This is a genomic window from Aliidiomarina sedimenti, assembly GCF_003986955.1.
GTDB classification, from domain to species: Bacteria; Pseudomonadota; Gammaproteobacteria; order Enterobacterales; family Alteromonadaceae; genus Aliidiomarina; species Aliidiomarina sedimenti.
On record NZ_PIPN01000003.1, the window covers coordinates 192,317 to 215,948 of the forward strand.

At 51.6% G+C, this 23,632-nt stretch carries 22 protein-coding genes; 21 read left to right on the top strand and 1 reads right to left on the bottom strand.

The features are described 5' to 3' along the window. Positions 1 to 30: 30 nt before the first annotated feature. The 19 genes from flgF (at position 31) to CWE12_RS07975 (ending at position 20,182) form a co-directional block, all read left to right on the top strand. The gene (flgF, locus tag CWE12_RS07885; RefSeq protein ID WP_126789157.1) at positions 31 to 777 is read left to right on the top strand and encodes a flagellar basal-body rod protein FlgF; all 747 of its coding nucleotides are present in this window, start codon (positions 31 to 33) and stop codon (positions 775 to 777) included. 25 nt (positions 778 to 802) lie between these two features. Continuing rightward, positions 803 to 1,591, top strand: a complete 789-nt coding sequence (gene flgG / locus CWE12_RS07890; protein WP_126789387.1) for a flagellar basal-body rod protein FlgG — start codon at positions 803 to 805, stop codon at positions 1,589 to 1,591. Positions 1,592 to 1,613: 22 nt separating this feature from the next. Further along, positions 1,614 to 2,297 (top strand): flagellar basal body L-ring protein FlgH, encoded by a 684-nt coding sequence (gene flgH / locus CWE12_RS07895; RefSeq protein WP_126789388.1) that lies wholly within the window; start codon positions 1,614 to 1,616, stop codon positions 2,295 to 2,297. A gap of 369 nt (positions 2,298 to 2,666) precedes the next feature. Continuing rightward, entirely contained in the window at positions 2,667 to 3,788 is a 1,122-nt protein-coding gene (locus CWE12_RS07900) for a flagellar basal body P-ring protein FlgI (RefSeq protein ID WP_126789158.1), read from the top strand. A gap of 138 nt (positions 3,789 to 3,926) precedes the next feature. Beyond that, positions 3,927 to 4,934, top strand: a complete 1,008-nt coding sequence (gene flgJ / locus CWE12_RS07905; RefSeq protein ID WP_241984167.1) for a flagellar assembly peptidoglycan hydrolase FlgJ — start codon at positions 3,927 to 3,929, stop codon at positions 4,932 to 4,934. 48 nt (positions 4,935 to 4,982) lie between these two features. Next, complete coding sequence (gene flgK / locus CWE12_RS07910; protein ID WP_126789159.1) at positions 4,983 to 7,070, top strand: flagellar hook-associated protein FlgK; 2,088 nt, start codon at positions 4,983 to 4,985, stop codon at positions 7,068 to 7,070. A gap of 16 nt (positions 7,071 to 7,086) precedes the next feature. Beyond that, positions 7,087 to 8,307 carry a flagellar hook-associated protein FlgL gene (flgL, locus tag CWE12_RS07915; RefSeq protein ID WP_126789160.1) on the top strand — a complete coding sequence of 407 codons (1,221 nt, stop codon included), beginning with the start codon at positions 7,087 to 7,089 and terminating at the stop codon, positions 8,305 to 8,307. A gap of 236 nt (positions 8,308 to 8,543) precedes the next feature. Further along, positions 8,544 to 9,368: a flagellin N-terminal helical domain-containing protein gene (locus CWE12_RS07920; protein WP_126789161.1), complete on the top strand. Its 825-nt coding sequence runs from the start codon at positions 8,544 to 8,546 to the stop codon at positions 9,366 to 9,368. A gap of 218 nt (positions 9,369 to 9,586) precedes the next feature. Then, entirely contained in the window at positions 9,587 to 10,411 is an 825-nt protein-coding gene (locus CWE12_RS07925; RefSeq protein ID WP_126789162.1) for a flagellin N-terminal helical domain-containing protein, read from the top strand. Positions 10,412 to 10,670: 259 nt separating this feature from the next. Then, complete coding sequence (locus tag CWE12_RS07930) at positions 10,671 to 11,498, top strand: flagellin N-terminal helical domain-containing protein (RefSeq protein ID WP_126789163.1); 828 nt, start codon at positions 10,671 to 10,673, stop codon at positions 11,496 to 11,498. 376 nt (positions 11,499 to 11,874) lie between these two features. After that, entirely contained in the window at positions 11,875 to 12,699 is an 825-nt protein-coding gene (locus tag CWE12_RS07935) for a flagellin N-terminal helical domain-containing protein (protein ID WP_126789164.1), read from the top strand. Positions 12,700 to 13,389: 690 nt separating this feature from the next. Then, a complete protein-coding gene (locus CWE12_RS07940) occupies positions 13,390 to 14,232 on the top strand; it encodes a flagellin N-terminal helical domain-containing protein (protein ID WP_126789165.1) in 843 nt (280 codons plus the stop codon). A gap of 135 nt (positions 14,233 to 14,367) precedes the next feature. After that, positions 14,368 to 14,817 (top strand): flagellar protein FlaG, encoded by a 450-nt coding sequence (locus tag CWE12_RS07945; protein ID WP_126789166.1) that lies wholly within the window; start codon positions 14,368 to 14,370, stop codon positions 14,815 to 14,817. Between the two features lie 31 nt (positions 14,818 to 14,848). After that, complete coding sequence (fliD, locus tag CWE12_RS07950) at positions 14,849 to 16,231, top strand: flagellar filament capping protein FliD (protein WP_126789167.1); 1,383 nt, start codon at positions 14,849 to 14,851, stop codon at positions 16,229 to 16,231. A gap of 71 nt (positions 16,232 to 16,302) precedes the next feature. Beyond that, entirely contained in the window at positions 16,303 to 16,731 is a 429-nt protein-coding gene (fliS, locus tag CWE12_RS07955; protein ID WP_126789168.1) for a flagellar export chaperone FliS, read from the top strand. A gap of 1 nt (position 16,732) precedes the next feature. After that, the gene (locus CWE12_RS07960) at positions 16,733 to 17,053 is read left to right on the top strand and encodes a hypothetical protein (protein ID WP_126789169.1); all 321 of its coding nucleotides are present in this window, start codon (positions 16,733 to 16,735) and stop codon (positions 17,051 to 17,053) included. Between the two features lie 186 nt (positions 17,054 to 17,239). Then, positions 17,240 to 18,460, top strand: a complete 1,221-nt coding sequence (locus CWE12_RS07965) for an acyl-CoA synthetase family protein (RefSeq protein WP_126789170.1) — start codon at positions 17,240 to 17,242, stop codon at positions 18,458 to 18,460. Positions 18,461 to 18,512: 52 nt separating this feature from the next. Next, entirely contained in the window at positions 18,513 to 19,763 is a 1,251-nt protein-coding gene (locus tag CWE12_RS07970) for a UPF0149 family protein (protein ID WP_126789171.1), read from the top strand. After that, positions 19,760 to 20,182, top strand: coding sequence for a hypothetical protein (locus tag CWE12_RS07975; protein ID WP_126789172.1), 423 nt, complete (start codon positions 19,760 to 19,762; stop codon positions 20,180 to 20,182). The genes CWE12_RS07970 and CWE12_RS07975 overlap by 4 nt, the downstream gene beginning before the upstream one ends. Before the next feature lie 132 nt (positions 20,183 to 20,314). Here the strand turns inward: CWE12_RS07975 and rpsT are convergent, their stop codons facing one another. Then, a complete protein-coding gene (rpsT, locus tag CWE12_RS07980; protein WP_126789173.1) occupies positions 20,315 to 20,578 on the bottom strand; it encodes a 30S ribosomal protein S20 in 264 nt (87 codons plus the stop codon). A gap of 375 nt (positions 20,579 to 20,953) precedes the next feature. Here rpsT and murJ point away from each other — a divergent pair, with 375 nt between their 5' ends. Then, positions 20,954 to 22,471, top strand: coding sequence for a murein biosynthesis integral membrane protein MurJ (gene murJ / locus CWE12_RS07985; RefSeq protein WP_126789390.1), 1,518 nt, complete (start codon positions 20,954 to 20,956; stop codon positions 22,469 to 22,471). Positions 22,472 to 22,659: 188 nt separating this feature from the next. Continuing rightward, the gene (gene ribF, locus CWE12_RS07990; protein ID WP_126789174.1) at positions 22,660 to 23,583 is read left to right on the top strand and encodes a bifunctional riboflavin kinase/FAD synthetase; all 924 of its coding nucleotides are present in this window, start codon (positions 22,660 to 22,662) and stop codon (positions 23,581 to 23,583) included. Positions 23,584 to 23,632: the final 49 nt, after the last annotated feature.

Below are 23,632 nucleotides of genomic sequence, written 5' to 3' on the forward strand. Positions count from 1 at the left end.
GAACAAGTATTCGCAAAGCTGAGGCTTACAATGGATAACATGCTCTACATTGCCATGAGTGGCGCCAAAGAAGACATGAACGCGGTTGCGGTGCGGGCTAATAACCTGGCCAACGTGAATACCACCGCGTTTAAAGCCGATTTGGCTCAAGCCCGTGCCATGCAAGCGTATGGCGAAGGCCATCCGAGCCGGGTGTTTTCACTGACCGAGCGTGCCGGGCAAAACTTTGCCGCAGGTGCACTAAGAACGACCGGTCGTGACCTCGATGTTGCCGTAGTAGGCCAGGGCTGGCTGCATATTCTCGATGAGAATGGTGAAGAAGCTATGACCCGCAACGGTAATCTGGAAATTAGCCAGGGCGGCATGTTGCAGACCTCCAGTGGTGAGCCGGTTATGGGCAATGCAGGTCCCATCTTTATTCCATTGCCGATCACGGACATTACGATCGGCAAAGACGGCACGATTTCCGTGCAGCCTCAGGGCGCTCCATCTCAGGTACGTGAAGAAATTGACCGTATCAGTGTGGTAAACCCGCCAAATGGCAACGTTGAAAAAGGTACCGATGGCCTGTTCAGAATGAAAAATGGCGAAGAATTGCCGTTGCCGGAATTTGATGCCCAGCTTGAAGTTGGTGCACTCGAAGGCAGTAACGTGAATGCCATCGAAGAAATGACTCAGATGATTGCGCTGCATCGTAACTACGAGCTCAGCGTGAAAATGATGAAGGCTGCTGAAGAAAACGACGAGCGGCAAGAACAACTCTTACGTATTTATTAATATTTCCCCTTAGCGGAGGTGGATGATGCATCCAGCACTGTGGATTAGTAAAACTGGTTTAGACGCGCAACAACGCGATATTTCAATTACATCAAACAACCTGGCTAACGCCAGTACGATCGGCTTTAAGAAAGACCGGGCCGTCTTTGAAGATTTGTTGTACCAGAACATTAACCAGCCGGGTGGCCAGTCGACAGCTGACACTGAGTTGCCTTCAGGTTTGATGTTAGGTGCGGGTTCGAAAGTAGTCGCGACGCAGAAGAATTTCTCGCAGGGCAACATGCAGACTACTGACAACTCACTGGATATCATGATCAATGGTCCGGGCTTCTTCGAAATTCTGATGCCGGACGGGACTATTTCCTATACCCGTAATGGCCAGTTCACGCTGAATAATGAAGGCGATCTGGTAACCCCGGGTGCCGGTCATCCATTGCAGCCAGGGATTAATATTCCAGATGACGCGCAGTCTGTGACCATTGCTCAGGATGGCGAAGTGTCAGTGAAACTTGCCGGTGAAGCGCAGAATCAGGTGGTCGGGCAAATTAACGTGGCCAACTTTATCAATCCGGCCGGCCTCGAGCCACGGGGTGAGAACCTCTACGTTGAGACCGCCGCCAGTGGTCAGCCACAGGTTAATGTTCCAGGTTTGGACGGTAGTGGTTCGTTGGTGCAGGGTTCACTTGAAACATCCAACGTCAACGTGACCGAAGAGTTGGTGAATCTGATTGAGAGCCAGCGTGTATATGAAATGAACTCAAAAGTAATTTCGTCGGTTGACCAGATGCTTGGCTTCGCGACGCAACAAATGTAAATGTAGGGTGATGCTTATGTTCCTGCGTAATTTAAAACGGCTAACGGGCCTGATGGCCCTCTCTCTGGCGGCATGTACGTCGGTTCCCGAACCGACGCCTATGCCTGATGACCCATACTACGCGCCAGTGATGCCAGAAGAACAGATTGACCCGCCGGTGGCGAACGGTTCACTGTTCCGTGGTCAGAATGTCAACGGGCTGTATTCCGACATTAAAGCGCGCAATTTAGGTGACATCATTACGGTGCAGCTGCAGGAACAAACGAGCGCCTCGAAATCAGCGAGCACAGGTACTTCACGTAATACCAACGTGGATCTGCCAACGCCAACCTTGTTTGGCCGTGACGTAACTGTATCTGGCAACCCGATTTCAGCGGGTGTTAACGGTGGATCTGAATTTAGCGGTGACTCATCCGCGGATCAGAGCAATCAGTTGCAAGGTGAAATCACCGTGGCGGTTATCCGTGTATTACCGAACGGCAATTTGATTGTACGCGGTGAAAAGTGGCTAACTCTGAATAACGGCGAGGAATACGTTCGCCTGACCGGAATTATCCGTCCTCAGGACGTGCGCTCAAACAACACCATCGAGTCGAACCGCGTTGCCAATGCGCGCATTGAATACTCGGGCACCGGCAGCCTTGCCAGCGCTCAGCGTGAAGGCTGGTTAACCCGCTTCTTTAACGGCCCTATCTGGCCTTTCTAAACGCTATCAACCTGTTGCTAAAAGCCCGCTCTGCGGGCTTTTTTGTACCTGACGGGCAAAGGCAAGGGCTTGGGCTTGGGCGCAGTCGCCCGCTTTCCGGCCGGGTTGGGGTTCTGTTTTGAGGGACGCCGCAAGTACATCTGTGGGCTCAGTTAAGATTGGCGTGGGGGATAAGGCGGTGTGCTTTGCTGGGCGTCTCGCGCATGGATGCGCGAGCCGAGCCTACAGGGAAGTATTTACGGCGTCCCAGCAAACACACGCCTTCTCCCCCATACAGCCAATCTTAACTGAGCCTCCCTACCACCTTGGCACGGAATGTGTATGAATGGTTGGAGAATGAACGATCCGTTGGGGTTAGGGGATTAGAATATGTGGTATTTAAAAGCGAAATTTTGGCATGTAGTGGGACTGTCGGCTTTGTTGCTGGCGACCAGTACGTTGTCGCAGGTAGCGCAGGCACAGCGTATTAAAGATGTGTCGCAGGTGGCGGGTGTGCGTTCGAACCAGCTGATGGGTTATGGCCTGGTGGTGGGTTTGCCGGGGACCGGTGAACGAACGCCGTTTACTGACCAGACGTTCCGCACCATGCTTGGCAATTTCGGCATTAACTTGCCGGAGGGACAGCGCCCGCAGATTAATAACGTTGCCGCTGTTGCCGTGCATGCGGAAATTCCAGCCTTCGCCAAACCAGGTCAGCAAATTGATGTGACAGTGTCGTCGGTGGGTGATGCCGAGAGCCTGGTCGGCGGCACGTTGTTGCAGACTTTCCTGAAAGGCGCTGACGGTGAAGTATATGCTGTCGCTCAAGGCAACATGGTGGTAGGTGGTCTTGGTGCTGAAGGCCTTGACGGTTCCAGTGTGGTGATTAATACCCCGACGGTTGGCCGTATTCCTAATGGTGCTATGGTTGAGCGTGAAATCGAAACCGGTTTTGCGCAAAGCGAATTTATTACCTTTAACCTGAATCGTGCTGATTTCACGACGGCTAAGCGCATGGCTCAGGCCATTAACGATTTAGTTGGGCCTGGTAGCGCGACGCCAGTGGATGCTGCATCGGTGCGTGTTATAGCACCGCAGGACATTAGCCAGCGGGTCAGTTACCTGTCGACGCTGGAAAATATTCATATCACTCAGGGTGAGGCCCCGGCGCGTATTGTGGTTAACAGCAGAACCGGCACCATCGTGGTCGGTAACAATGTGCGCCTGCACCGCGCCGCTGTCGCGCACGGTAATATGCAGGTCAATATTATGGAGAACCTGAATGTGACTCAGCCTGGCGCGTTTGCGCAGGGTGAGACTGTGGTGACTCCGAATACGACCATCGAGATCCAGCAGGAAGACGCGCGTATGTTCCTGTTTGACCCGGGCGTTTCACTGAATGATTTAATTAGTGCCATCAACCAGATCGGGGCGGCGCCAAGCGATGTTATCGCTGTGCTGGAAGCACTGAAACAGGCGGGTGCCATCGACGGCGAGCTGGTCGTCATCTAATTGGCCTTAAATTTGCATTACTCACAACATAATTGGTAATTCAACGATCGAGCGCGGGGCTTGAATGTTGAATTGGTAAGACCATTCAATGATCAAGCCCCGCGCTCGATCATTGAATCTTCGGCAGAGAGCAGGGTTATGATGGACAGCTTCAGTAGTAATCATTTAGAGCAAGCTCGCAGCAATTCGGTTTACGATTTGCAGCAGCTAGATGATTTGCGTCAGCGCGGCCTGAACAACGACGAGAGCGCGTTGCGGGCTGCGGCTGAGCAGTTTGAAGCATTGTTCATGAACATGCTGATGAAAGGGATGCGGGCGGCCAATAAAGTCTTTGAAGACGGCGAAAACCCGTTTAGTAGCCGTGACGTCGAGTTCTTTCAGGACATGCATGATAACCAGTTAACCAGTGAGCTTTCGCAGCAAGGTACATTAGGACTGGCAGAACTGATGGTGCAGCAGCTGAGCCCGACAGGAACAGCGGACCATACTCCGTCAGATTTGCTTCCAGCGCAGCGTTTTAATGGCAGCTCACATCAAACGGCACATAGCCAGAGCGATGAGGCAGTGCCTTACCAGGATGCACGCGGCACTCAGGACGAGCTGGCAGCGGCAAATAACCGCCGCAGTGACAACATGGTGCTTGCCGATCGCGCCGACTGGCGCCCTGGCAACCCGATTGAGTTTCTCGAAACGCTGGCGCCCTATGCTAAGCAAGTCAGCGAAGAAGCGGGTATTGCACCTGAATCTGTGCTGGCTCAGGCCGCACTTGAGACCGGCTGGGGCCGTCATGTGGTGGCTGATGATAACGGTAGCAGTAATAACTTATTTAATATTAAAGCGGACAACCGTTGGGATGGTGATCGGGCACAAACCATGACCACCGAGTATTACAACGGTCAGCCACAACGAGAAAGCGCATTTTTCCGTTCTTACCAAAGTGTTGCGGACAGCTTTCATGATTACGTGGACTTCCTGCAAACCAACCCGCGCTATCAGCGTGCGTTGGAAGTAGGGCAGGACGCTGGTCAGTTTGTTGAAGAGCTGCAACAGGCGGGTTATGCAACCGATCCGTCGTACGCTCGCAAGCTGCAAACCATCATGCAAAGTGATGTGATGCAAAATGTACGCGAGAAATTTGGTTTCTAGCCGATATAGAAAGCGCTCGGTATAAAAACTCTTGAAAGGAGAGAGTGAATGTCTTTTGACTTATTGAACCTGGGTAGGAATGCAACGCTGGCGCATCAGCGCTCGCTGCAGATTACCGGTAACAACATTGCCAATGTAAACACGGCCGGTTATATCCGTGAACGTCCTGTTTACAATGAGTCAAGCATTGGCTACGGCCTTGACCGCTTAGAAGTCGAGCGCATGGTTGATCAATTTACCCAGCGACAAGTGCGGGTTGATACCTCGCGTGCTGCCTTCACTGATACTTATCTGGATCAGGCGACTCGCATCGATACCGTGCTTGGGCGGGATGAAGGGTCTGTAGCCACGGCGATTGAGAAATTTTTCGACCTGATGCAGGACACCAATAATGATCCTGGGTCGCTCACCTACCGTGAATTGCTACTGACCGAAGGCGAAGGGGTCGCTGCCCGGATGCGGGAAATGGGCGAGTTTTTGGAGAACCAGTACGATCAGTTTAATGATCGCCTGGACCTGGAAGTTGACCGTGCAAATAATCTGATTGAGAGTATTTCCGAACTGAATAAGGAAATCTCAAGCTATACCAGTACCAAGAAAGAAAAACAGGGCGCACTCAATACATTGCTGAACGATCGCGATGAGAAACTGCGTGAGTTGTCCGAATATGCTGACATTCGCGTCACCGACTTTTCGAATGGCCGCCAGAATATCACCCTGGCCACCGGTCAAAGCCTGGTAATGGAAGATGGCACCTTTAACCTGATTGCTCTAAAGGGTGATCCGAACCCGTTACGTCCGGAACTGACCACGCAAACCCGAAGTGACGGCAAGCTGGTCGATGTACCGGTCGATGTGACCCGTATGGGTGGCACCATCGGTGGCATGGTGGCTTACCGTGATGAGGTGCTGGAGCCGACTCAATTTAAACTAGGCCAGATGGCAATGGGCTTTGCCGATGCTCTAAACGAGCAGAATCGTTTAGGGATGGATTTGGACAATGAGCTGGGCGGTGTGTTTTTTGATTTGAGCAACACCGAAACGACGGCGTTACCACATACTGATACGAATACCGGCACCAATCAGCGGATTGACGTTCGCCTTGAGGCAGGAAAGGCGGCTGAGCTGACTGCCCACCGTTACGAAGTACGTATCCAGCCGTCTGGGACTGAGTTTCAGGTAGTCGCACTCGACACCAATGGTCGTATGATTGGTGACGAAACGGATTATCCGGTTGGTACCATAGGTGCGGCGGGCGACTGGGAAGGCGATCTGGGCATTGGCATGGAGTTCAATTTCGCAGATGGCACCTTTGATCCAGGCGATCGCTTTGAAGTGAACTTCACTCAGAATGCCGCGTTGAATATCGATGTGGGCATCACACGTCCGGAAGATATTGCACTGGCTGCTCCGGTTCGGGTTGGCGAAAATCCAGAGAACTCTGGCGGTGGTGAGATCAGCTTCGAAGGTATGGACTCAGTTGATAACTTCTTCGACGGCACCAATAACGAATTGCTTAACGATGCACCGGTGCAGATCCGCTACGAAGGTCGTGTCGGGAGTACTCATCAGTTGAGTATTATTGACAATGACGGCAATACGGTTGGTTACTTTGAGGGAACCAACATGGACAACATTCTGGATAATGCAGTGGAATGGAACGGCACAGGTGCCTTCCCGGATATGACCACGACTCCGACACTGTATGATTTTACCCCAGACTATGACGTTAGCCTGAGCGGCAACCCGGATGCGGGTGACAGCTTTGATATTGAATACAATAGCAACGGCTTTGCAGATAACAGCAACAGCCTCGCGATGAGTGAGTTACAGCGGGAAAAAACCTTGCGCCGTAACCCCATTGTAGAGGGTGAAAAGAACATGATGAGCTTTAATGAAGGCTATGGCCGGATGGTTTCCGACGTGGGTAATAAAGTCTCCCAGGCGCGGACCTCCGATGAAGCCTCTAAGTCTTTGCTTGAGCAGTCGACCAGCTTTTTCGAATCAGTATCCGGGGTTAACCTGGATGAAGAAGCATCGAACCTGCTCAAATACGAACAATCGTACAACGCAGCAGCTCGCATTATTACGGTGTCACAAACGATATTCGACACTTTGCTAAGCTCAACGCGTTAACGGAAGGAGCTAAGATATGCGTATATCGACAAGCATGATGTACGACCGTGGTTTAAACTCGGTCACTGACCGCACATCGAAACTGCTGAAAGTGCAGGATCAAATTGCGCGTGAAACTAAAATTCTGACGCCTGCCGATGACCCCGCCGGAAAAGCGCAGGCACTGTCGCTGACCGAGCGTATCGCACAGAACGACCAGTTTCGGAAAAACTCTGAATTGTTGCTAAACGACTTGCAGCGTCAGGAATCGGTGATGTCGAACGTGACCGACTCACTGCACCGGGCTAAAGAGTTGTTCGTGCAGGCAGGTAATGGTGCATTGAGCCCGCAGGATCGCAAGTCGGTAGCGCTGGAACTTGAGGTTCTGCGCGACAACGTGCTGGATATGATGAACGCACAGAATGAAAACGGTGACTACCTGTTTTCCGGCAGTCAGTCTGAAGTGCGTCCCTTTACTCTAGATGCCCTCACCGGTACTTATGAATACAATGGTGATTCAAGCGACCGCAAGGTTCAGGTCACCGCGAATCAGCAATTGCAGTCGACATCATCCGGCGCTGAAGTATTTCAGCAGTCGCCAATGGAGTTGATGGCACGGGTTGGTAATTACACCGGTGCTATTACGGGTGGTAATACCTTTATTGCTGATCGGGGAGCCTGGGATACGTTCCACCAGGCCAACTATGACAAAGACAATGCAGCCAATAACGTCTATCGGGTTGAGTTTAACGGCGGTACCTACGACGTATTGGATGCAGCGAATAACGTACTGGATACCGGAGCCTATACACCAGGCGACCCGGTGGTCTTTAATGGCATGGAAATGCGGGTGCAGGGTACTCCGGCGGCTGGTGATGAGATTGAATTTCGGTTAAGTCAGCCAAAACAGAACGCCGCCACCATGCTGAACGACATGATTACTCTGTTGAATGACCCTAATGCGCTGCAGGATGAACTGGGGCAGGGGATTGAATTCTCGATCGCCAACCTTGATTCAGTCGAAACGTCGCTGGGGACAGCTCGGGCGAGAACCGGTAGCCGGATGAACAGTGCTGAGACCGCCGTTTTGACCAACACTGATTTTTCAATTGCGAATAAAGATACCCGGGCCAAAATCCAGGATGTGGATTACGCTGAAGCGATGACTGAACTGACTAAGCAGGATACAGCGCTGCAGGCAGCTCAGGCGACCTTTACCCGAATTACCCGCTTAAGCTTATTTGACTATCTACGGTAATTGACTGACACAGTGAGCCGCCATTAACGCCGCTCGTGCAAACAAAAAAGCCTGATATCGGCACTTGGCCGTTATCAGGCTTTTTTTATGGCCGCAGAATGACGGGAATTTAGCCACTGACGAATAAATAGATGAATAAATAGTTAAAGTTTTATCAAAGTCGACCGTTACATAAGTCAAGCAAGGCGACTTGCGTTTATTAACTAGATTGCCGAGGTTCGGCGAGGAGAAATACCATGTCACTATATGTAAACACTAACGTATCATCGTTGAATGCTCAGCGTCAGTTAATGACTTCAGGTAACGGTCTTGACACTGCATTTGAGCGTCTTTCATCTGGCTACCGTATCAACAGCGCTGCTGACGATGCTGCCGGTCTGCAAATCACTAACCGCATGACGTCGCAAATCAACGGCCTGAACATGGCTGTGCGTAACGCCAATGACGGTATCTCAGTAGCACAAACTGCTGAAGGTGCGTTGCAGGAAACTACCAACATGCTACAACGTATGCGTGAGCTGGTGGTTCAGGCTGATAACGGTATCAACAACGCAGAAGACCTGGCTGCAATCCAGCAGGAAATCGGTGAGTTGAACGACGAAATCGACCGTATCGCGGACACTACTCAGTTCTCAGGTCGTAACATTCTGGACGGTACTTTTGCCGGGGTTGATTTCCTGGTTGGTTCACAAGGTCTGGCTGAAGAGAAAGTAACTATCGATATCCCGGCTCGTATGGGTGCGGCTGAATTAACCTCAGCGACAGTCGATGTTGCAGCAAACGACTCAGACGTAGATTTAGCGTCTATTGACGCTGCGATTGAAAGCGTTGGCACACTTCGCTCTGAATTGGGTGCTAGCCAAAACCGTTTCCAGTCAACCATTTCTAACCTGAGCAATATTTCTGAGAACGTTTCAGCAGCTCGCTCACGTATCATGGATACTGACTTCGCAGCAGAAACTGCACAGCTGACTAAGTTCCAGATCACTCAGCAAGCCAGTACCAGCATCCTGGGACAAGCGAATCAGCGTCCTCAGGCAGCGTTGTCACTGCTGGGTTAATTCCCTCCGAACGCTTAAAAAGCCGGGCTTGCCCGGCTTTTTTGTGTCTGTTGCAAAAAAAATTAAAACGCTATAGCGCACGCATGCCAGGGGTTATAGCAATTTGCTAAAGAAAAATAGCAACGCAGCGTTAAAGTCTGCTGCCAGATCGCCGTTAGCAGGGGTAAGCATGGTGCGATGCGCCATTTAAAAAAGCGACAGCAAGCAGGAGTTTGATTATGTCTTTATATGTAAATACCAATGTTTCGTCACTGAACGCTCAGCGTCAGTTAATGACATCAGGCAACGGCCTGGACACCGCGTTTGAGCGTCTGTCTTCTGGCTCTCGCATTAACAGTGCAGCCGACGATGCCGCCGGTTTGCAGATCACCAACCGGATGACCTCGCAGGTAAACGGTCTGAATATGGCAGTGCGTAATGCCAATGATGGTATCTCAGTTGCACAGACCGCTGAAGGTGCATTGCAGGAAACCACGAACATGCTACAGCGTATGCGTGAGCTGGTGGTTCAGGCTGACAACGGGGTTAATAACGCGGAAGATCTGACAGCGATCCAACAGGAAATTGGCGAGCTCAACGATGAAATCGACCGTATCGCCGATACTACCCAGTTCTCTGGCCGCAACATTCTCGATGGAAGCTTTACTGCTGTTGACTTTTTGGTTGGTAGCCAGGGTCTGGCAGACGAAAAAGTAACGATCGATATTGCCACTCGTATGGGCGCTGCAGAACTTACTTCTGGGACTGTGGATGTAACCGCGAACGATTCTGAAACGGATCTGGGTGCGATTGATACAGCAATTGAAACTGTGGGCACCACACGTTCAGAGCTAGGTGCTTCACAGAACCGTTTTCAGTCAACCATTTCTAACCTGAGCAACATCTCTGAAAACGTATCAGCAGCTCGTTCACGGATTATGGATACAGACTATGCTGCCGAAACAGCACAGCTGACTAAGTTCCAGATCACTCAGCAGGCCAGTACCAGCATTTTGGGTCAGGCAAACCAACGTCCTCAGGCAGCGTTGTCACTGTTGGGTTAAGTACCCGGCTTCAACAACGGTTGGCCCGGAGGGGCGCTGGGCCGGCTGTTGTTACTCTGCAAAACCAGGCGAAAGCCTGGTTTTCTTGTATCTGGGCGGCGTTATCAGGCGAAAGCAATAAAAATAGCAATTTCTACTAAAGAAAAAAATCATTCCACCGATAACTTAAGTAACCAAGGCGCACTGCAGACAAGGCATTGACGCTTTAACTAACAATGAACAAGCGGCTAGATTGAGTCGACTATAAAGGAGACGCCCCATGTCTTTATATGTAAACACCAACGTATCATCTTTAAATGCTCAGCGTCAGTTAATGACGTCAGGCAACGGCCTGGACACTGCCTTTGAGCGTCTGTCTTCTGGCTACCGTATTAACAGTGCGGCGGATGATGCTGCTGGTCTGCAAATCACTAACCGCATGACCTCGCAAATCAATGGCCTGAACATGGCTGTGCGTAACGCCAATGACGGCATTTCTGTAGCTCAGACCGCCGAAGGTGCGTTGCAGGAAAGTACCAACATGATGCAGCGGATGCGCGAACTGGTTATCCAGGCAGATAACGGTATTAACAACGATGAAGATCTCGCTGCTATTAACCAGGAATTGGTTGAGTTGCAGGATGAAATCGACCGTATCGCGGATACTACGCAGTTTTCTGGCCGCAACATTCTTGATGGTTCTTTTACTGCAGTAGATTTCCTGGTTGGTAGCCAGGGCTTAGCGGAAGAAAAGGTTACCATCGATATTCCTGACCGCATGGGCTCAGCAGAGTTGTTTGGTGGCGCGGTAGCTGTTGCAGCAGGATTCGACGCTGAAACGGTATTAGGCCAAATTGATGACGGTATCGAAAGCGTGGGCGAATTGCGTTCAGAACTGGGTGCTTCGCAAAACCGTTTTCAGTCAACCATTTCTAACCTGAGCAATATCTCTGAAAACGTGTCAGCAGCTCGCTCACGTATTATGGATACTGACTTTGCAGCGGAAACAGCTCAACTGACTAAGTTCCAGATTACGCAACAGGCCAGCACCAGTATTCTTGGACAGGCGAACCAGCGTCCTCAAGCGGCACTCTCGCTACTGGGCTAATCCAACTTCCAGCGCTCCTGGCTTTGCCAGCTGCGCGGGGGAAAGAGCCAGCCACTCAGGGAAAGGGGAATTTGGGGCACCCTGTTTGGCTGGCAGACCTCATCAAAAACCAGGCGTTTGCCTGGTTTTTTCTTATCTGGATTTTCATTTTTTCGTTATCCCTGGCTTTTTCTGACCTTTCTTATCCTTCTGTAAGCCCCGTGCGCTATGGGGCTTTAAAGGAAAATACGTTTTTTTCAAAAAAAACGTAAAATAATCCTAAAGGTTCTTTCTCTTAGGCCGAAACCCTTGATGTAGGGGAAGGTTTTGTCACTTGTGGTTGGGTGGCATAACACAATAACTAGGCAACAGGTGTAAACCTGTAAAGGAGAATAGTATGTCACTATACGTGAATACGAACGTGTCGTCTTTGAACGCACAACGTCAACTTATGACTTCAGGCAGCGGCCTGGATACCGCTTTCGAGCGTCTTTCATCTGGCTTCCGTATCAACAGCGCTGCTGATGACGCGGCAGGTCTGCAAATCACTAACCGTATGACCTCGCAAATCAATGGCCTGAACATGGCTGTTCGTAACGCGAACGACGGTATCTCTGTTGCACAAACCGCTGAAGGCGCCATGCAGGAATCTTCAAACATGCTGCAACGTATGCGTGAACTGGTTGTTCAGGCAGACAACGGTATCAACAACGACGAAGATCTGGCAGCTATCAACCAGGAAATTGGTGAGCTGGTTGATGAAATCGATCGTATCGCTGGTACTACTCAGTTTTCTGGTCAGAACCTGTTAGACGGTAACTTTGACGCTGACTTCCTGGTTGGTTCACAAGGTTTAGCTGACGAGAAAGTAGGTATCGCGATTGGTAACATGGACGCGGCTACTCTGGGTGTTGACGCTGCAACTATTACCGTAGCAGCTGGTTTCGACTCAGAAACTTTCTTAACTGCCATTGATGGCGCTATCGAAACTGTAGGTACTGCACGTTCTGAACTGGGTGCTACTCAGAACCGTTTCCAGTCTACTATTTCTAACTTAAGCAACATCTCTGAAAACGTTTCTGGTGCTCGTTCACGCATCATGGACACTGACTTTGCTGCAGAAACTGCGAACTTAACTAAGTTCCAGATCACCCAGCAAGCAAGTACTGCTATCTTGGGTCAAGCGAACGCTCGTCCTCAAGCGGCATTGTCACTGCTGTAATTCCATACCCCTACTTACAGCCAGTAACGCAGAAGCCAGGCATATGCCTGGCTTTTGTTATTTCTGGGGCTGAATAATTTGACTGAGCTGGAAGCCAGTTAAGAGAAATTGGTAAACGCTGGGCAAAAAAGAGTCGACTGAACTGGAAAAGGAGGTTGTAGGGGGGCATCCAGTTCAGCCGACAGACAGTCATTGTGAAAGAACCGGCCGAGTTGGAAAAGGAGGTTGTAGGGGGGCATCCAACTCAGCCGGCAGACAGTCGTTAAACCGTTTCACGATTAGGGTAATGCAGAGCTTGTGCCAACTTTTTTAAAATACCGATAAATAATGCAGAAAGTTAAAAAAGTGGCCGCTCAGCCAGTTTTATTCACCAGCCTGCCCCGGTTAGTAAACGCGTTAACGACTAAAAGACCCCTGATTATTTCGGCAAAGCACTGGCTCTGGAATTGCCCAAAGGAATGAATTCGCCTGAAAGCGGCGACTTCTAGCCAGAGCGGCGAACTTTGCCGCTTTGTGGCAGCGCATGTGCTTCAATTCGTATAGTTTAGAATAAATTAATGTAGAAAGCACAAAAATCACTCAAGCTTCATTTAGTTTGGCCGATAAGTAACTGAGGTGGGGTAGTCCGTGTCAGGTTTCGCGGGCTAAACAGGTTGTGAATCGGGCTCTGCCCGTTTATCGAGGTGTCGTATGGCACTCTATGTAAATACTAACATTGCGTCATTGACTGCGCAGCGTCAGCTAATGACGTCGTCGTTTGGGTTAAACCAGACGTTCCAGCGTTTGTCATCGGGCTTTCGGATCAATAGTGCGGCCGATGACGCAGCCGGATTGCAGATAAGCACCCGGATGACGTCGCAGATAACCGGTCTGAACCAGGCAGTTCGCAATGCCAATGACGGTATTTCGGTGGCGCAGGTAGCAGAAGGCGCGATGCAGGAAGTCGGCAACATGCTACAACGCATGCGCGAACTGGTTATTCAGTCAGACAATGGCATCAACGCCGCGGAAGACAAAGTAGCGATTCAGCGTGAGATTACGGCCTTGCAGACAGAAGTCGATCGCATCGCAGAGACCACTGCGTTTTCCGGACGAAAACTGCTGGATGGCAGTCTTGCCACCGACGGGCTGAACTTTTTAGTCGGCTCAACTGGGCATGCGGCCGAGCGGATTAGCCTGACTATTGCGGGCGCAAGCACCACGGATCTGGCTATTACCCAGGCTGAAGTTGACGTGCGCGAAGGGTCGGGACTGTCGGCTGAGGATATGCTGCAGTCACTGGATAACGCCATTCGCGATCTTGGCCGCTCACGTTCTGGTCTTGGGGCGAAACAGAACCGGATGCAGTCGACAGTTGCGAACTTAAGCAATGTAGCAGAGAACGTCAGTGCTGCCCGGTCGCGGATTATGGATACCGACTTTGCCGCAGAAACGGCAAAACTTGTCCGCTTTCAGATCATGCAACAGGCAACTATTGCCATCCTGGGGCAGGCAAATCAAAGTCCATCGCTGGTTTTGTCACTTTTAGGGTAGTGTGGTTGCAACACTAGCTGGCGAAAAAATAGACTTTAGGGTTAAAGTAAAACGGTGAACTGGCCGATAGTTATATAGGGGCATACCTGAATCAGCTGTACAGGTAGCAAAAAAAGGTAGGTTGGAGAGTAGGTTATGAGTATAGAATCGATGAATTCAGACTCACTGCCACGTATAGACAGCAGTGAGCAAAACCGGACTCAGGCGCAGCAGACACAGGCGCAGGAATCGAACGAATTGAATCCGCGTACGATAGACAGCGTACGCGAGGCCATTCGGGAGCAGCGCACAGAGAATTCAGAGCAGCGCGAAATGAGCCAGGACGAATTGTCAAAAACGGCAGAACAATTTGTCGAAGTGGCGCAAACTTTGAATAGAGAACTGCAGTTTTCGGTGAACAAAGACATTGACGAAACCGTGATTACGGTGATTGACCGCAATACGGGTGAAACCGTAAGGCAGATACCGTCGGAAGAAATTGTGCGCTTAGCAGAGCGGGTGCGGGAACTGAGTGCCAGTCAAGGGCAAAGTACCCAACCTGAAATTGACAGCGCGACAGGCTTTCTAGTCGATAGCCTGGTTTAATGTATTTGAACTATAAAAGGGAGATTTTCCCATGGCAATGACATCATTAGGTGTAGGTTCAGGGATTGACCTGGACGGCATGGTTCGTCAGTTAGTGCAGTTAGAGCGTCAGGGCAAGGAATCGCGCCTGGTGGAACGTACCAGAGACGCAGAAAGTAATATTTCTGCAGTGGGTAAGCTGAAAAGCTCAATGACCGAACTGGTTGATGCGTTAGATAGCTTAAGTCGTGAGCGCGACTTAAACGCACGCTCTGCCACGATCGCCGGTCAGGATGAAGACAACCCGTTCTTTACCGCGAATGCGAACCAACGTGCTGCGACCAGTAACTACAATATTCAGATAAACCAGGTGGCCTCGGGGTCACGGATGCAATCAGCATCGTTTGCTAATTCGACGGATCCACAGGCAACGGGCGCGGGCTCGCTGACCTTCAGTGCCGGTGGCGATAACACCTTTGATGTCGATGTTGAAGACGGCGCTAGCCTGAGTGATATCGCGGATGCGATCAATCGTTCAGACAGTAATTTTGGCGTGACTGCCAGTGTTATTAATACAGGCACCGAAAGCTTTTTGGTGTTTGATTCTACTGTCACTGGCGATGGCAATGATTTGTCGATTACGGCCAACGGCGTCGGCGGCCTGGATGGTTTAACCGATGCCAATCTGACTGAGCGTAAGGCGGCGCAGGGCGCTATCATGACCGTTGATGGCATTGAAGTGCGCAGCGACTCGAATACCTTTGATAACGCCATTGAAGGGGTCTCTATTACCGCGGAGCGTGAAACCGGTGTGGATGATGAACCCAAGCTTACGGTAGAGGTCGACGAGGAAAGCGTTCGTGGCATGGTGGATGATTTCGTATCGGCGTATAACGGTCTGGTCGATGAAATTGCCAAGCTGACTGAATATGTGCCTGAGGGCAAGAGTGGCCCATTGATTGGTGACTCTATGGTGCGCTCGATTCGTAGCCGTATGGCGTCGATTATCTCCACCCCGATAGAGGGCGGCGGTGATTTCAATAGCCTTTATCAGATGGGTATTGTAACTGACAACGATGGTAAGATTGAGTTTGACCCGCGCAATATTGGCGGTGGTACCGGTACTCAGCGTTTCGATCAATCATTGGCGCAGAACTTTGACGGCATGGTAGAGCTGCTGTCCGGGGAAAACGGTATTGCTACTCAGTTGCGTGACGTCACTCGTGAATATACCCAGTCGCAAGGCTTACTCGATGGTCGTACAAATGTTTACGAAAGTCAGAAGCAGATGGTCGACAATGAACGAGAGCAGTTTGAGCGCTATATGGAGCAGTATGAATCCAACCTGCGCCAGCGTTTTGGCTCGCTTGATCAGAACATTGCACGGATGTCCTCCAGTCTGAACTTTCTGACCCAGTGGGGCGGTGGCGGCTAAATAGCGATAAAGTATCGGCGCCTGGCGCCGATACGTTGAGTAACAGATAGTAAAACCGAAAAGGTATTGTTATGTATAAGAAAGGTGTGAATGCGTATCAAAGCGTTGGTGGTCGCGATCAGGCGACAACAGCGGACCCGTATCAACTGATTCAGATGTTGATGAATGGGGCGTTGCAAAAGCTCGCTATCAGCAAAGGCGCAATGGAGCGGAAAGACCTTGAGACCAAATCGGAAAACCTGACCAAGGCGCTTTCAATTGTAAGTGCCCTGCAGGAAGGTCTGGATATGACCGTTGACAGTGAAGTAGTCAACAATATGTTTGATTTGTATGACTATATGAAGCGGCAGATTGTTGAGGCGATGGCCGAGAACAAGCTTGAGGCTGTGGATAACTGTCTGTTAGTGATGCGTAACCTGAAAGAAGGCTGGGATGCTATTCCGGTTGAGGCCCGCAATCAGGCCTTTGCCCAGCGTGATCAGATGGCTGTGGGTGGATAACTTGACCGATAGTTTGCCGGAACCAATCGACTTACTGGCTCAGGCGGAAGCGTTGGAAGCAGAGTTAAAGCAACTTGCCGATGCTGAAGAGCTGGATGATGATGCCTTAAGTGCGGTACTGGAAAAGCGCGAAACGCTGCATCAGAAAATGGGTGCCGCAATAGATAATGACAAGGTTGCGCTGGATGTCTATCAACCGTATTTTCGTCAGGCCTACCACAACACCAAGGCGTTGTTACAGCGGTGTCAGGCCGAACAAAGTGACGTCAAAGAGCGTTTAATCACCCTGAACACATCAAAAAAAGCGCGCAAAGCTTACTAGCCTGCGCGCTTTTTGATCGAACCACTTCTAACACAGCCTGAAGACCCGTAAACAATCTGAAAACTGAAGCGGCTGGCTATGTACCTGGCCATTGCAAACAGGTAGTATTTCGTTACTAGTGTTTGCGCTAGCAAGCTACGTAAAACGATCAACGGATAAGGCCCAGCGCCAGGATTAGCGGATACCATGAGCACCTTATTAGGCTACCTTTCTCAGTTTACCGACTCTAAGCAACCGCGGGTCCATAATTACGGTCCCAACGTCCAAAGCACCCAGACTTTCAAGGCTGTGGCGAAACAGGCCAAAGCCTTGCGCAATCAGTATGCCGCAGTCGCAGGCTCACGTCTGGCACTCACCCTGACTGCGTCGGCAGATGCATTGGTGCACATGGTGGCTCTGGATGGGTTCGTCGCTGAATTGATTTTGCTGCCGGTGGATCACGCGGTTCCGAAAGGCTGTCATTTCCATATTTCTGAGCGTGGTCAGCTGCGCGATCTCAACGACTATAGCAGCGACAATCTGCCAGTGGTGACCCAGTGGGGACTGCTGGATGAGCACGGGGACGTGATTAGCTATTCGCTGGATGAACTGGCGAACAATGACCTGGTACAGAAAGATTCCATAGAGCACCCCCTGCGCTGGGGCGTCATGCAGGAACCGGCTGAACTGGCTGGGCTTCTGGTGTGGTTACGCGCGCTCAGGCATGGCGAAGACATCGTGCTGGCACAAGCGGACACGTTAAATGCGCTGGCTGATATGTTTATCCATGCTGAAGTCAATGCAATTGCGGCACCGCCTCGCTTATGGCGAAACCTGACCGCGTCGGAAGAAATCACCCGCCTGGCGCTGCACCTTGCCTTAGTCAATGGTGGTATCGTTGATGCGGCCACGTTGCAGCGGCTGGAAAACTTATTCCCGGACGCCATGCTGGCGCACAGCTTCTCCAACACCGGGGCCGGGGTGAGCTGGCTGATTGATGACCGTGAACCCGGACTACCGGTCTCACTTTTTGCTGCCAACGACGATGGCCTTAAGCTGGAAATCAATGATGCCCAGCTGGATATTCGCTTTACCGGCAGCGGCGCTACTATCCATACCGGCTACCTCGCGGTTAAGCAGGATCAACGGGTATTTTTACTGGGCCATCAGGACAACCAACTCATGGTAGGCGGCCGCGGCGTGCAGCCGGAAGTGGTTGAGCAGGCGTTATTGCAGGTGGTCGGCGTGGCTGACGTACAGGCATCGAGTATGCCTAACCCGGTACTCGGTGAACTGGTGCGGGTGGATGTGCTGGCGCCATCACAACGGACTGTCGCGGAACGTAAGCTATTTAAACGGACGTTGCAGGAACATTGCCGGGAATGTCTTGAACCCTGGCAGCGGCCGGCACGTTACTATTTCCATTAAGCGTTAATTTTTCTTAAACTATCAGCTTTCCATTAATCCCGGAGTGTCCTTAATGTCCCACAGTACGGCGCAGCTGCTTGAGCGTTTTTCACAACTGGCAGAGCCGGATACTTTCGATAGCCATCAATTGCCCGATTATCAGCTTGGCTCTGAGGACACTGACGCGGCGGTGGAGCTGATCGGGACCGATTATTTTATCCTGCATCCTCTGGCGGCGACTCATGCACTGCTGGCGTTGCTGCAATGTCACGATGATAGTTTGTTCGCCCGGGCGCTAGGGGCTGCGGATGAAGGCTTATTGCATGCGCAACAAGAGTACATCGTCAGTTATGCGCTGCCGTACTGTGACGCCCCGTTAATTGGCTTGCTTGATGCGCTGATGGGGAATAGCGAGCACCGCGATGAGCGGCGTGTCTTTGCCGCCTGGTTGTTGCAGCAGTATGCAGCGTTGCATCCGGAATACTATGGTCGCGTGGCCAAAGTGGTCGGTGCCCGGCTGCAGGACTTTACGGCTAACCCGGCAGCGGTGAATGGGGTGCTGGTTGAAACCTGTGTCAGTATGCAGGCCGAAGAGCTACTTCCGCTTATTCAACGTGCTTATCAGCAAGAGTTGGTGACAAGTGCTGAATACACCAGCGCCGCCGCCGTTGAAGAGGCGTTGCTAACGCCGGAAACGGCGTTTGAAGCTGGCCTCGAACAGTTTATGCATACCAAAGAACTGGATGAGATCCGGCAGGCACTGGAAACGAAGTTTCAGCGACGCCAGGGGAGCGGTTTACGCACCATGGCGGAACTCGATGGATTGCTTTATGCGCTGGCACTGAGCCCAACGCCAGTCGCCCGCTCGTTATGGCTGGCCCTGTTGCAGGACGAAACGCTGGCAGATATCAGCGAGGACATCTGCGAAGAGAGCGTTGACCAGCTGACCACCTACTATTCGGAAGTAAAAGACTCGCTGCTAGCTGGCGAAGCTGCCCCTTATTATGAATCCGTTGCGGTCGAGAACCTCAACAGTTTAGTGCCGTGGGCGGGTGGTTTCCTGTCTGGCTTTAGCTTGTGGACGGAAAGTGACCGCCTGAGCACGGAAAAGGCAGATGCGACTCAGGAACTGCTTGAGTTCCTGCATGCGATTGTCGCCGACAAGCCTCTGCCGGAGCAGTACCAGGCCCTGGCGCACAGTGATTACCATATGATTATGCAGCTAATGTTGCAGCGCGCCTTCGAGGAAACTCAACAGAGCAGTGACGAGCTGACCCTGGATGACGATTCGTTGCAGGACTTTTTTGAGGGGTTTGACCGTTGACCTATTCAGAGTTAGAACTTGCCTACATGCTGGTGTCAGCGAAAGGCTCGGGGCTGGATGTGAATGCCTTTGTAGAACGTGACAATGGAGCTATTCATATTGATAATATAGAGCTGAATGATGGCGACGAGATCCCTGCGGATCTGGATGATGCGTCTAAATACGTACGCGTGCCGGCACAGGATGACTTACTCAATGAATTTGAGCTGATGGGGTTGTTGGTCGAGCGTCAACTGAGTGAGCAGGAGCAGGCTGAATTCGCTCAGACTACGCAGGACTGTACAGCGGAAGCGGCGGTCCGGGCTGGCATCCACTACCTGAATTCAATTGGTAAACTGGCTGCCTGGCGGCAACTGGTGACGACAGCGCAGGAACGCGCATTGCGCAACTGGGCGGAAAAAGAAGGGCTTGGTTTGTAGGGCTCACTTGGTCGAGCAGACGCCAAGTAGACGTCAAGTAGACGCCAAATAGACAATAATCAGATACAAAAAAACCGGCTAGTAGCCGGTTTTTTGATCTGCGCGTGGCGCAATTCACTTCAACAACACAAATTAAGCTAATGCTTTAATTTGTGTGTTCAGGCGGCTCTTATGGCGAGACGCTTTGTTTTTGTGAATCAGGCCTTTGCTCGCGTAACGATCAAGGATTGGCGTCAATTCTGCGTATGCGTTTGATGCTTTTTCCTGGTCGCCAGCAGCAATAGCTGCGTTAACTTTTTTCATGTACGTGCGCATCATTGAACGACGGCTCGCGTTGTGCTGACGACGTTTCTCGGATTGTACCGCACGTTTCTTAGCAGACTTGATGTTAGCCAAGGTAAACTCCTAAATTCTGTAAGCTGTGTCTGACATTGCTGTCTTAACGTTTAAGGCCGCGGACTATACCCGAATTCGGACCTAAAAGTCAATCCATTGTGCATGACATTGATAAAATTTGTGCGCGTATTCTACCGGCCTGCTGGCCTGAGGGCAACAGTTATTTGGTTAGTATCTGAACGTGGCTTTTGCGTTTTAGGGTCTATGCCTGCGTTTTGCTATCCCGTACTATAGCCTGTATTCGGATTAACAGCGCAGGACGTTGCCTTGAGCACAACTGAACCCTCACCGTCGACCCCGTCTGAACCTCAGGGGCAGGCAGATATTCCAAAGCAGTCACCCCGGTTGGTTCGTTCCGGGCTGGTGGTCAGCGCGATGACCCTTATTTCACGGGTTCTCGGCCTGGTACGCGATATTGTGATTGCGGCTCTGATAGGGGCTGGTCAGGCGGCGGACGTATTTTTCTTTGCCAATAAAATTCCCAATTTTTTGCGCCGCCTGTTCGCCGAAGGCGCCTTCGCGCAGGCGTTTGTACCGGTCTTAACCGAATATCACCGCGGTAGAACGCTGGATGAAACGCGGCTGCTGATCGCCCGGGTCGCAGGCACCCTTGGTACCATTATTACGGTTGTGACCATACTGGCGGTGATCGGCTCGCCAGTGGTGGCTGCGATGTTTGGCTTCGGCTGGTTTCTTGATTACTGGCAGGGCGGGCCGCACGCTGAAAAGTTTGAGCTTGCCAGCCTGTTGTTAAAAATCACCTTTCCTTATTTGTGGTTTATTACCTTCACCGCGTTGGCCGGTGCGATCCTGAATACCATTGGTAAGTTTGCGGTGGCGGCCTTTACCCCGGTCTTTCTCAACGTGGCTATTATCGCCGCGGCCTGGTGGCTGGCTCCGAACCTGGCCCAGCCGGAGATTGGGTTAGCCATTGGTGTCTTCGCCGGTGGTCTGGTGCAGTTTTTGTTTCAACTGCCGTTTTTAAAGCGCGCCGGTTTCCTGGTCCGCCCACGCTGGGGCTGGAACGACCCCGGGGTCAAACGTATTCGGCTGTTGATGCTACCCGCTATTTTTGGGGTGTCGGTCAGTCAGATCAACCTGCTCTTTGATACCCTGATTGCCTCCTTCCTGATGACCGGCTCGATCAGCTGGCTCTATTATGCCGACCGTTTACTTGAGTTCCCCCTTGGGCTGTTTGGCATCGCCATCGCCACGGTTATTTTACCGGCATTGTCAGCGCGGCACGTAGACCAGTCACTAGCGCATTTTCGCGAAACTCTGGACTGGGGCGTGCGCGCGGTCAGTATGCTGGGTTTACCGGCGATGGCAGGACTCATTGTGCTGGCTCAACCGATGCTGATGGTGCTTTTTATGCGCGGTGAATTTAGCGTCGATGATTCGCGGATGGCCTCGTACAGTCTGATGGCATACGGTGCAGGTTTGCTTAGCTTTATGTTGGTTAAAGTACTGGCAACCGGGTTCTTTTCGCGCCAGGACACCAAACGGCCGGTGAAGTACGGCATTATCGCCATGGCAGCGAACATGGTATTCAACGTGATTTTTGCGATTCCTTTTGGTTACGTTGGCCTGGCGATCGCCACCGCGTTGTCAGGAACTGTGAATGCCTTGTTGCTGGCGAGCGTTTTGTATCGCGAAGGCGTGCTGGCGTTACCGCGGGCCACCTTAGTGTTTTTTGCCCGAATCATCGCTGCGACACTGGCCATGGTGGCCATGATCCTGCTCTTGTCGCCGCCCATTACAAGCTGGCTGGCACAGGGTAATCTGATCCGCAGCCTCTGGCTTGGTGGCCTGATCGGCGCTGGTGGCCTGGTCTACGGCGCCAGTTTCCTGCTCCTCGGAGGCCGCCTGCGCCACCTGCGCACCCCCCACTAACGATTCAACAAACGAGCGCGGGGCTTGATCATTGAATTTGCCGCATTTGCTGTACGCAATGAGTCCAATTCAACGTTCAAGCCCCGCGCTCGAACGTTGAATTGCGTCAATTCAATGATCAAGCCCCGCGCCTGAACGTTGAATTGTGGGTGAAACCTGGGCGGGGTTTGGGGTATAATCCAGCGCTTATGGAACTTATTCGCGGTTTACACACAATTACTCCGTCCCATCGCCACTGTGTTCTCACCATTGGTAATTTTGACGGCGTTCACCTCGGGCATCAGGCGGTGCTGCAGCGGGTGCGAGCCCGCGCGGCTGAATTACAGCTACCGGCGGTGGTGATGACCTTTGAGCCACAGCCGCTTGAATTTTTTCGTCCGGAAATTGCTCCGGCACGGCTGACCACCTGGCGCGAGAAGTATCAATTACTGAAAAGTCAGGGTATCCAGCGCATGCTGTGTACACCATTCAATCAAAAATTTGCCAGCCAGGCGGCAGAAACCTTTGTAAAAACCACGCTGGTCGATAAACTCGGCGTTAAGCTGGTTGTAGTGGGTGATGATTTTCGTTTTGGTAAAGACCGCGCTGGCGATTTCGCGCTGTTGCAAGCAATGGGTGAGCAGTATAACTTTGCGGTGGTTGACACCCAAAGCTATCGCCACGATACCCAACGTGTTTCCTCGACGTTAATCCGTGAAGCACTGGAGCAGGGCCATTTTGCCGATGCCGAGGAGATGCTTGGCCGACCTTTTACTCTGTGCGGTAAAGTTAGCCATGGCGCAAAGAAAGGGCGTACCATTGGCTTTCCGACCGCGAATGTTCCACTGAAGCGGTTGCGTTCACCCTTGCAGGGGGTGTTTGTGGTTCAGGTTGAGGTGGCCGGCAAACGCTACAACGGGGTCGCCAATATTGGCCGGCGGCCTACGGTCAATGGCCAGGGTGTCCAGCTTGAGGCGCACCTGTTTAACTTCGCCGGTGACTTGTATGGTGAAGAGATGGTCGTCACCCCTTTGCATAAAATTCGCGACGAAGTGAAATTCGCTTCGCTGGAAGAACTAAAACAACAAATTCACCTGGATGTAATGCAGGCTCAGGCCTACGCAAACCGCTAGGTCAGTCATGAATTCAAGATTCGAGCGCGGGGCTTGAATCTTGAATTCG

Bases quoted from the DNA above. Each gene is read 5' to 3' on its own strand.
- flgF (WP_126789157.1), top strand. From the start codon at position 31: ATGGATAACATGCTCTACATTGCCATGAGTGGCGCCAAAGAAGACATG.
- flgG (WP_126789387.1), top strand. From the start codon at position 803: ATGCATCCAGCACTGTGGATTAGTAAAACTGGTTTAGACGCGCAACAA.
- CWE12_RS07900 (WP_126789158.1), top strand. From the start codon at position 2,667: ATGTGGTATTTAAAAGCGAAATTTTGGCATGTAGTGGGACTGTCGGCT.
- flgJ (WP_241984167.1), top strand. From the start codon at position 3,927: ATGATGGACAGCTTCAGTAGTAATCATTTAGAGCAAGCTCGCAGCAAT.
- flgK (WP_126789159.1), top strand. From the start codon at position 4,983: ATGTCTTTTGACTTATTGAACCTGGGTAGGAATGCAACGCTGGCGCAT.
- flgL (WP_126789160.1), top strand. From the start codon at position 7,087: ATGCGTATATCGACAAGCATGATGTACGACCGTGGTTTAAACTCGGTC.
- CWE12_RS07920 (WP_126789161.1), top strand. From the start codon at position 8,544: ATGTCACTATATGTAAACACTAACGTATCATCGTTGAATGCTCAGCGT.
- CWE12_RS07925 (WP_126789162.1), top strand. From the start codon at position 9,587: ATGTCTTTATATGTAAATACCAATGTTTCGTCACTGAACGCTCAGCGT.
- CWE12_RS07930 (WP_126789163.1), top strand. From the start codon at position 10,671: ATGTCTTTATATGTAAACACCAACGTATCATCTTTAAATGCTCAGCGT.
- CWE12_RS07935 (WP_126789164.1), top strand. From the start codon at position 11,875: ATGTCACTATACGTGAATACGAACGTGTCGTCTTTGAACGCACAACGT.
- CWE12_RS07940 (WP_126789165.1), top strand. From the start codon at position 13,390: ATGGCACTCTATGTAAATACTAACATTGCGTCATTGACTGCGCAGCGT.
- CWE12_RS07945 (WP_126789166.1), top strand. From the start codon at position 14,368: ATGAGTATAGAATCGATGAATTCAGACTCACTGCCACGTATAGACAGC.
- fliD (WP_126789167.1), top strand. From the start codon at position 14,849: ATGGCAATGACATCATTAGGTGTAGGTTCAGGGATTGACCTGGACGGC.
- fliS (WP_126789168.1), top strand. From the start codon at position 16,303: ATGTATAAGAAAGGTGTGAATGCGTATCAAAGCGTTGGTGGTCGCGAT.
- CWE12_RS07965 (WP_126789170.1), top strand. From the start codon at position 17,240: ATGAGCACCTTATTAGGCTACCTTTCTCAGTTTACCGACTCTAAGCAA.
- CWE12_RS07970 (WP_126789171.1), top strand. From the start codon at position 18,513: ATGTCCCACAGTACGGCGCAGCTGCTTGAGCGTTTTTCACAACTGGCA.
- murJ (WP_126789390.1), top strand. From the start codon at position 20,954: ATGACCCTTATTTCACGGGTTCTCGGCCTGGTACGCGATATTGTGATT.
- ribF (WP_126789174.1), top strand. From the start codon at position 22,660: ATGGAACTTATTCGCGGTTTACACACAATTACTCCGTCCCATCGCCAC.